The organism is Mesorhizobium sp. M7A.F.Ca.MR.362.00.0.0, assembly GCF_004023175.1.
Lineage (GTDB): Bacteria > Pseudomonadota > Alphaproteobacteria > Rhizobiales > Rhizobiaceae > Mesorhizobium.
In genome coordinates this window covers 10,182-18,699 of sequence record NZ_RZTF01000066.1, presented here as the reverse complement: position 1 = coordinate 18,699, position 8,518 = coordinate 10,182, and the positions used below count along the sequence as shown (strand labels likewise).

General features: G+C 62.4%; 9 protein-coding genes. 6 read left to right on the top strand and 3 right to left on the bottom strand.

All coding sequences use genetic code 11. The annotated features are described in order from the left end of the window. From EOC06_RS11680 to EOC06_RS11655, 6 genes are all read left to right on the top strand, one after another. The coding region (locus EOC06_RS11680) for a CapA family protein (RefSeq protein ID WP_245469503.1) at positions 1–894 on the top strand (894 nt) is incomplete at its 5' end. 84 nt (positions 895–978) lie between these two features. After that, positions 979–1,929: a hypothetical protein gene (locus tag EOC06_RS11675; RefSeq protein ID WP_245469502.1), complete on the top strand. Its 951-nt coding sequence runs from the start codon at positions 979–981 to the stop codon at positions 1,927–1,929. Positions 1,930–2,316: 387 nt separating this feature from the next. Continuing rightward, positions 2,317–2,559 (top strand): DUF1344 domain-containing protein, encoded by a 243-nt coding sequence (locus tag EOC06_RS11670; protein ID WP_013530037.1) that lies wholly within the window; start codon positions 2,317–2,319, stop codon positions 2,557–2,559. Between the two features lie 231 nt (positions 2,560–2,790). Further along, entirely contained in the window at positions 2,791–4,413 is a 1,623-nt protein-coding gene (locus tag EOC06_RS11665) for an FAD-binding protein (protein WP_128307802.1), read from the top strand. A gap of 18 nt (positions 4,414–4,431) precedes the next feature. Beyond that, the gene (locus EOC06_RS11660) at positions 4,432–5,064 is read left to right on the top strand and encodes a hypothetical protein (RefSeq protein WP_128307801.1); all 633 of its coding nucleotides are present in this window, start codon (positions 4,432–4,434) and stop codon (positions 5,062–5,064) included. Positions 5,065–5,158: 94 nt separating this feature from the next. Beyond that, a complete protein-coding gene (locus EOC06_RS11655; protein ID WP_027039355.1) occupies positions 5,159–5,689 on the top strand; it encodes a dihydrofolate reductase family protein in 531 nt (176 codons plus the stop codon). A gap of 27 nt (positions 5,690–5,716) precedes the next feature. Here the strand turns inward: EOC06_RS11655 and EOC06_RS11650 are convergent, their stop codons facing one another. The 3 genes from EOC06_RS11650 to EOC06_RS11640 form a co-directional block, all read right to left on the bottom strand. Then, complete coding sequence (locus EOC06_RS11650; protein ID WP_128307800.1) at positions 5,717–6,238, bottom strand: hypothetical protein; 522 nt, start codon at positions 6,236–6,238, stop codon at positions 5,717–5,719. A gap of 149 nt (positions 6,239–6,387) precedes the next feature. Beyond that, positions 6,388–7,518, bottom strand: a complete 1,131-nt coding sequence (locus EOC06_RS11645) for a hypothetical protein (protein ID WP_128307799.1) — start codon at positions 7,516–7,518, stop codon at positions 6,388–6,390. Positions 7,519–7,524: 6 nt separating this feature from the next. After that, a complete protein-coding gene (locus EOC06_RS11640) occupies positions 7,525–7,959 on the bottom strand; it encodes a hypothetical protein (protein ID WP_128307798.1) in 435 nt (144 codons plus the stop codon). Positions 7,960–8,518: the final 559 nt, after the last annotated feature.

Genomic DNA, 8,518 nt, shown 5'->3' with positions numbered 1-8,518 from the left:
GCCAATCGCGGTGCGCCGGACTGCGATCCGGCGATCAAGGCACTGCTTGGCGGCGCCGATCTGGTGATCGGCAATTGCGAAAGCCCTGTGGTGGATAGACCAAGCGCGGCGCTGGGCACAAGGCTCGGCACGCATCATGCGATGAGCGAGTTGTTTCTGGCCGAGGCGCTGGCGGCGGTTGGTATTGCGCGAGAAAGGCTCGTGCTGTCGCTGGCCAACAACCATGTGCTCGATCAGGGCGTCGCCGGTTTCGACGAGACGGTCGCGGCGTTGCTGCGGCTCGGCATCCGCACGATCGGCCTGGCCGCCGACGGTCCGGTTGTGCCGGTGCAGGTTGGATCGCTCAATGTAGGCTTTGCCGCCTTCACGCTGTGGCGCAACGCCGATGAAAAACTGTTTGCGGGGCGCGTTTCGATGGACAGCGATTCGGCGGGCTGGCCGCGCGCTGGCTTGGATCTTCTCTGCGCCGTGCCGCATTGGGACTGGGAGTTCCGGCATTTTCCGCGTGCCGAGACGCGAGTTCTGGCCAGGCGGCTGGCCGGGCAGGGCGTCGGACTGATCGCCGGCCATCACGCCCATGTCGTGCAGCCGGTGGAAAGGATCCACAAGACGGTGGTCGCTTATGGGCTCGGCGATTTCCTCGGCACCGCCTTCGCCCGCCAGCCATGGCCCGGTCGCATCGGTTCTATCCTCATTGTCGAAGTCAGTGCCGATGCCGGTACGCGCGGGACGATCGCGTCTTACCGTCTGCATCCCTTCATGCGCCTGCGCGCCGGCGACCGTGAGCGGCTGGTGGTGGTGGAGGCATTGGAGGGCCGAGTGCGTGACAAGGTCGAGGGGCGACTGAAAGCGGTCTTTCCTTCTCCACCAACCGATCAAGGCGTATTCGCTTAAACGTCTGGCGGCCCCTACAAAACCAACTATCATGCTCCCGCAGAGGCGGGATTACGGGGGGTAGCGGTGGAAACAGCGGATTTCATGCCGAGCGAAACGGTCATCGCCGGCATCCGGAAAGACATAGAGGCCTATGAAGCGGCGAGGGCCTCGGCGGTCCGGCAAGTGCGCTGGCGGGTGCCGGTGTTCGTCGGCCTGGCGCTGATGGCCGTGGTGCTGGTTGCCTGGCTGTTCAACAAGATTGCCGACCCCAACGAGCAATGGGTCTCGACGCCACATGTATTTCTCTATGTGATCGGCTTCGCGGCTTCGATCCTGCTCTATTTCCAAGCCAGGAAACCGGCGATGCGGCTGCAGCAATCGTTCCGCGAGACGCTGCTGCCGATCATCTTCGGCTTCATCGCCGACATGCGCTACCAGCATGGCGTGACGCCGAATTCATTCGACCGGTTGCCGCGCACGGCGGTTGGTCCGTTCAACCGGCAGGCGTTCGACGACATCGTCGCGGGCCGCTACGAAGGGTTTCCGTTCGAACTCTACGAGGCGCATCTGCGGGAAGGGTCGGGCAAGGGCTCGTCGACCGCCTTCCAGGGCGTCATCGTCGCCTTCGAGACCATCGCGCCGTTCCCCGGCATATTGGTGGCGACGCGGCGGACCAATGCCGTCATCAGCTTCTTTCGCGGCATGTTCGCCAGCAAGCTGCAGGAGCTGTCCAGTGGCGACGTGGCGCTTGATGCCGCCTACGAGTTCCGCACCGACAATCTCGGAGCGGCACAGCCACTGGTGAGCGGCCGGCTGGCGCAGGCACTGAAATGGCTTGGCGAAACCTGGCCGGACGACCCAGCCCGTGTCGCGCTCAATGGCAGCGATGGGTTCCTGCTGCTGCCGCAGACGAAGAACTTCTTCGAACTGCCGGATATTTCGGTGCCGCTCGATTACAGCACGCATGTCGCGCCGATGATATCAGACATGGGCGCGATGCTGGCGACGGCGGCACTTGTGCGCAAGATCGGCGCGAAGGACGAGGCGGGCTGAGCCGTCAGCCGTCGAAGCCGTATTTGTCACGCCTATAGTCCGCCTCTGACCCATGAAACAAAATTTGTGTCGATGGTCGGTGAGCAGGCTGTTTCGTGATGCCGCTCGAGGTTGATTGCAGCGGCCGCGTGGCGATCCAAAGCCGCCGTCACAATCGGCTAAGCGACTCTTTTCGCGGATAGAAGTGGGCATTGGAGGAGTCGAAGCGGTCTGAAATGATGTCGGCAACAAGCAATATGTCGGAATTAAGCCTATGATATTGTTTGCGAAAATTCACCCAACGTGATTTGCGGAGGGAGCGCTTTCCGCTCCAGTTTCAAGCCGTCCGGTTCTGTCGTTTCCCAAGGCGGCGGTCCGGAAAAGTGAAACAGCACGGAGTGCTTACCAATGAAGAAGACCCTCGCAACCACCGCCGCTCTGCTCGCCTTCCTCGGCACCGCCTATGCCGCGACCGTTCAGGGCACCATCCAGGCCGTCGACCCGACGACCAAGTCGATCACCCTCGACGACGGCAAGATCTACCAGCTGTCGCCGGAGGCGACGATCGGGAAACTGAAGGTCGGCGCCAAGGTGGCTGTGACTGTCGATGACAAGACCGGCATCGTGACGTCGATCAAGAAGGCCTCGTAAGGCGAGAACATCGTGCGTCGGCAGACCTGCTGCCGGATTTTACAAGCCCTGTTCCACTCATGGCCGGTCCCTCCGGGGATCGGCCATTTTCATCCGTCGGCTCTCGATGCCGGGCGACCTGGATAAGGTCTTCCGGCTGGACCCCAGGGCCGGCCGGCGGAATGCTGTCCGGCGGCATCGCTATGGTTTTTGCCAAAAAGCCGCGCTATCCCTTGGCCAACGGGGGATATCATGGCCGACGAACAAAAAGGGTTTCGCCTGTCGCGGCGATTGCTGCTGGGTGCGGCTGTCGTCGGCGGCGCGGTGCTGTGGGGCGGCAACACGGTGGCGCGGCTGGCGCGCGCGCCTTCGGGGCCGAAGAACGCAGGACGGATAGCCGATATAGACGGCTTCGCGCTGCCTCTGAAGCCGCTGGACAATGCGCCGGCCTTCGACGCGTCGCTGCCCTGGTCGGCAAAAGGCGGCGACATCAACGATGCCAGCGGCCTGTCGATGACGCCGGTCTACGGCGTCGTCGAGATCAGCGAGGACGAGCACATCGGCAATGCGCTGGCCTTCGCGCGTGCCAATGGCCTGAAAGTCTCACTGGCCGCCATCCGCCATTCGATGGGCGGGCATGCCTTCGACGACAACGCTCTGGTGCTCGACCTCAGAAAGTTCAACAAGGTGACCGTGGATGCTGCGGCGAAGACCATGACCTTGCAGCCGGGCGCGTGCTGGCACGACATCCAGAACCTTCTGCATCCGCACTTTGCGGTGAAGGCCATGCAATCAACCGACATCTTCTCGGTCGGCGGCTCGCTGTCGGTCAATGCGCACGGCATGGACCACCAGGCAGGTTCGGTGGCGGGCTCGATCCGCTCGATGCGAGTGATGCTGGCCGACGGCTCGGTGACGACCTGCTCGCCCACCGAGAACACCGAGCTATTCCGCCACGTCGTCGGCGGCTACGGCCTGTTTGGCGTGGTGCTGGAGGCGACGCTCGATATCGTCGACAACGCCGTCTACCGCACCTCGCGCGAAATCATCAGATCGGACGATTTTCCGAAATTCTTCGCCGAGGTGCTGGAGCCGAACAAGGATATCGGCCTGTTCTACGGCCATCTGTCGACGGCGCCCGGCAATTTCCTCGAGGACATGATCGTCTACCGTTACGACAAGGTGGCCGAGCAGCCGCCGGCGGATCAGCCTGAGATCGGCGAGCCGGGATCGGTCGGGTTGAAGCGGGTGATCATCAACCTGGCGAAATGGGGCAGCCTGTTCCAGGAGTTGAAGTGGTTCACCGAAAAGACGCTGGAGCCGAAATTCGAAAGCTGCACGGTGGCGCGCACCTCAGCCATGGCCGAGGGCGAGGCCTGTCTCGTCACCCGCAACAACCCGATGCACGATTCGGTGCCCTATCTCTTCAACGATCAGATGGAAGAGACCGACATCCTGCACGAATATTTTATTCCACGTGCCGCCTATGTCGAATTCATCGCGGAAGCGCGCGAGATCCTGCGCGACCAGACGCTGCCGGTGCTCAATGCTTCGGTGCGCATCGTCCACAAGGAGGATGTGGCGCTGACCTACGCGCCGGAGCCGGCCTATTCGCTGGTGCTCTACATCAACCAGCCGACCGATGCCGACGGCAATGCCAGGATGCGGGCGCTGACCCGGGCGCTGATCGACGTGACGATCAAGCATGGCGGCCGGTTCTTCCTGCCCTACCAGCTGCATTACACGGCCAGGGAGCTGCTGGCCTCCTATCCCGAACTGCCGGCCTTCCTGGCGGCGAAGCGGCAGTATGACCCGACGGAACTGTTTTCCTCGACCTTCTACCGTGCCATCAAGGCGCTGAGCGGGGTGGCATAAAAAGCAGGAGAACAACCCATGCGCAAGGTATCAGCTGCGGCACTCATCCTCATCGCGCTGTGCGCTGGCCCTGCCGGAGCCGAGGATCTCAAGGCCTTCAAGCTGACCATCGACGGTGTGACGGTCGATATCGACCCCGGCGAAAGCGCTGATGTGACGCTGCCCGACGGCAAGCACAGCAAGGTGACGCTCGAGCGCAACGACTTCGCCACCTTCTCCGGCAGCGATTTCTCCTTTGTCCATCCGAGCAACATTTCGGTGACCAAGACCGATCTCGGCGAGAACATCACGCAATATCTGATGGCGTCGGCGCTGGGCACGATCGTCGTCGTGCAGGAATATGGCAAGATGAACCCGGTGTCGCTCAACCAGCTGATGCTGCAGGAAATGACCAAGGAATCGGTGCAGGCCGGTGCCACGCTGACGCAGGAGCCGACGACGCGCAAACTCGCCGACGGCAAGGAATTGACCGGTATCCGGGCCGAGGTGAAGACACGCACCGACACCGCCGATTTCGAGATCGTCGGCTTCGGCCTGGCCGATCGGGGGCTGCTGTTCATCACCCGCATTGCCGGCGAGGATGCAGCGGCCGAAAAGCCGCTCATCGACAAGTTCTGGCAGAGCCTGAAAGTCAAGTTGCAGCGGGACTAGGGTCGTGTCTCGGTTTGGATTTCGGTTGGGGCCACACTTTTGCGTAACGGCGGCGCAAGTTATTCTGACGATCCGGATGTGGAGATCCTGCAGCATGGCGAAGCTCATTTTCAGAATGAACCAGTCCCTCGACGGTTACGTCGACCACCAGAAAATGCCGTCGGGCCCGACAATCTTTCGTCACTGGATGGAGCAAGTGCGCAATTTGAGCGGCAGTGTTTACGGTCGCGGCATGTACGAGGTCATGCGCTATTGGGACGAAGACAGTCCTGAGTGGAACGCGGAGGCGCACGAATTCGCGGCGGCGTGGCGGAGCCAACCGAAGTGGGTTGTGTCGCGCTCGCTGAAGTCGGTCGGCCCCAATGCCACACTTGTCGCGGATGACGTCGAGGCAGTGATACGTGGGCTTAAGGCTGAACTCATGGGGGAGATTTCAGTTTCCGGACCAGACCTGGCACGAAGCTTGACCGACCTTGGTCTTATCGATGAATATCAACTCTACCTCCACCCGTTCGTGCTCGGTCAGGGCAAGCCATTTTTCGCCGGCCCCCGGCCACCGCTTCGCTTCGTGGCCAGCGATCTGATAGGCGACGACGTGATCAGGTTGACCTATGTGCCTGCCTGATCACGCGGTCGTCAAACGCCGGCGGGCCTAAAGCCCTTTCGGCATCAATCCGGCCAGCCAGTTCACGGAGCGTTTCGCGGCGTCGGCGGTTGCCGAGGCGGCGCGGCCGAGATCGGTCTTGACCACGGCGTAGCCGTTCTTGGTGCGATAGAGCACACCGGTTCCGCCATCGACCACCTGTTCATAGGCGACGGGCTGGGCGGCATCGGCTTCCATGGCCGTCGTCGGCGAACCCACCGAGACGCTCGGCCGGTGGCTCAATTCAGGCGGCAATGGGCTTTCGGTTCTGACGACCCGGCTGGCGGGCTTCAGTTCTGGGCGCGATGCGGTCGCGGCCAGTTGCGAGGAGGACGACGAACCCTTCGTGCGGCAGATGCCGGAGACGAGCGGATAATTGAAATTGCGCTCGTGCAGCATCTGGCTCTTCATCGCCGCTTCGCACTCGGCGACGGTCGACCATTTGGCCGGCGTCTCGCCGATATATTCGCAAAGCTTGGCGTCGCAGTCGCAGCCGACAATGGTCATGGCGACAAGGGCGGTCTTGATCACGGTCTTGTCCCTTCGAGATGCCCCCGGCAGCCCATTCATTTCTTCCCATTCCTTCGCGCGCGAACAAGGCGGGATTTGGCCGCGATTGTGGAATGGGCGTGGCGGAGCGCAGGAAATGCATGATCCTGGCCGGGCGTGGCCGAAAGGCCTCAGTAGTCGTAGACGTGTTCAAGCCTGGCGCCGGCCTTGATCAGCGCCGGCAGCACGAGATGCAGCTTGCGCACGGCGACGATCATGCCGGTGCGGCGCGTGGATTGATCGGCCGGCAGCGGATAGCTGACCAGGATGCGCATGCCTTCGGGGACGGCGATCGTATCGGTGGACAGCACCGTGACCATGATCTCGTCATTGCCGCCGATCTCGACGAAGGAGATGCCCTTGTCGATCAGGCGCGGGATCATTTCGGTGAAGACCTGATAGCGCCTGGTGACGAAGATGGTGCCGTCAGCGCCCATGTCGCGTTCGAGCAAGGTGTCGGGCTCGTTGCGGGTGGCTTCGCCGACCGGCCCCTTGGCCCAGACATGGATGTCGAGCAAGGCGGGGTCCATCGTGGCAGCGAGGGCCTTGGTGATCAGGTCGGCATAGCCCTGCTTGATGGTGTCGGCGAGGCCGAACGCCAGCTTGCGTTCGCTGGTCCGGATCGAGCTGTCGCCCGGCGCCGGCTGCACAGCAAACAGGCTGGCGCGCTTCTCGGCATAGGGGAACTGATACCAGGGCACCTGGTCGAGAAACCCTGCATAGTCCGCCGCCACCTTGGCTTGATAGATGTCGGCGGCGGTGCGCTTGGCCGTCGTCGCCTCGGTGATGCGGCCGACCGTGTTCTCATAGGCCCACTGCAATATATGCTCGATCGAGTGGCTGGTGCCGATGATGACCAGCATCTGGTGGTTGGCGTAGTTGAACTTGTAGGGAGAACTGGCGCGGATGACCATGGCGTAGTCCTGCCAGAAGCGGCCGACATAGGACCAGTAGGGGAAGCCGCTCGGCTGGTCCTTGTCGACGAAGCCGGCATATTCGCGCGCGGCGTAGACGATCGCCCATTCCGGATAGGTGAGGAAGGTCGATTCCTCCGGCCGCTGGTAGCCTGGGATCTCGGCGCGAACCTTGTCGGCCAGCGCCTTGGGCGGCGCGCCATCGGCAATTCCGGGCAGCGGCGTCTTGTCGAGCGACGACGTCGTCAGAAAGCCGTAGCTCAGCCCGGCGATCGGGATGAGGATGACGATGACGATCACCCAGAGGATCGTCTTGATGATGCGCTTCAGCCAGCGGAACAGGAACATGGCCAGTCAGGCCGTGGCGAAGTGTTCGTGTATGCGCCTGGCCAGCCGGAAGCCGACATAGACGGCGAAGCCACCAATGACGAGGTGCGGCAGGTTGGCGAAGAAGCGGGCCGGGAATTCGATATCGTTGAGGGAGCGGAAGCCGTTGATGAAGATACCGGCATCGAGGCAGCCGGAACCGGTGATCAGCCCGAGCACGCCGTCGAACAGGTAGACCGAACCGAACAGCTTGAAATAGAACACCGCCTGGCGGTGCGAGATGAAGGCGGCGGCCAGAGCCCAGACGCCGGAGAAGGCGTGCAGCAGGTCGTCATACCATTGCAGCGAGAACAGGCCGAACAGATTGCCATTGGCATCGTTGAAGGCCGGTATGTAGCCGATGGCGACGACGCCGAAGAACAGGAAGGCATAGGCAACGGCAAGCTTCTGGATGAGCGTCATGAAGTGTCCCCCTCGAAGAGTCCGCCTGAAAACAGACTCTGACGCTGGGATACTAACTGATTTTAGCGCGTGGTGAAGCGGCGCCCGCGAGATCGCCGGCGAAGGATATCGAGGGGCAAAAAGACAGTCGGCGCCGGGATTTCTCCCAGCGCCTCCCTGTCAGATCAGGACACGGTCGCGGCAGCAACTTCCGTAAAGTCGTCGCGCCTTGCCGGCCTTGATTTTGACGGTCCTGCCAGTCCGCCGCCCGAGAGCAGCGTCCGTTCGGGACCACGCCGGTCTCCACCCTTGCGGGCTTTGCCCTGCGCACCATCGAAGGTTTTTGCCGTCCTTCATGGCAGCATCGGTCCGCCGTAGGCGTTGGCACGCTTTCCGCGGCCCCGTAGGTCTCGGCTCCGTCCCTCGAAACAGGCAAGCCTGCTCTCGCTTCGGGCCGTACGGGCCTCAGGAAATCCGCCTTTCACTTCGCCTTTCGGCTTGATGATCGGTAGCCGCCTGAGATGGGTTTAATGTACGCCGGGTAAGGGTCCTGGGGAATGGCCGGAGGCCTGTGGATAAC

Coding starts and splice junctions, on each gene's coding strand:
- EOC06_RS11660 (WP_128307801.1), top strand. CDS start 4,432: ATGCGCAAGGTATCAGCTGCGGCACTCATCCTCATCGCGCTGTGCGCT.
- EOC06_RS11675 (WP_245469502.1), top strand. CDS start 979: ATGCCGAGCGAAACGGTCATCGCCGGCATCCGGAAAGACATAGAGGCC.
- EOC06_RS11670 (WP_013530037.1), top strand. CDS start 2,317: ATGAAGAAGACCCTCGCAACCACCGCCGCTCTGCTCGCCTTCCTCGGC.
- EOC06_RS11640 (WP_128307798.1), bottom strand. CDS start 7,959: ATGACGCTCATCCAGAAGCTTGCCGTTGCCTATGCCTTCCTGTTCTTC.
- EOC06_RS11665 (WP_128307802.1), top strand. CDS start 2,791: ATGGCCGACGAACAAAAAGGGTTTCGCCTGTCGCGGCGATTGCTGCTG.
- EOC06_RS11645 (WP_128307799.1), bottom strand. CDS start 7,518: ATGTTCCTGTTCCGCTGGCTGAAGCGCATCATCAAGACGATCCTCTGG.
- EOC06_RS11655 (WP_027039355.1), top strand. CDS start 5,159: ATGGCGAAGCTCATTTTCAGAATGAACCAGTCCCTCGACGGTTACGTC.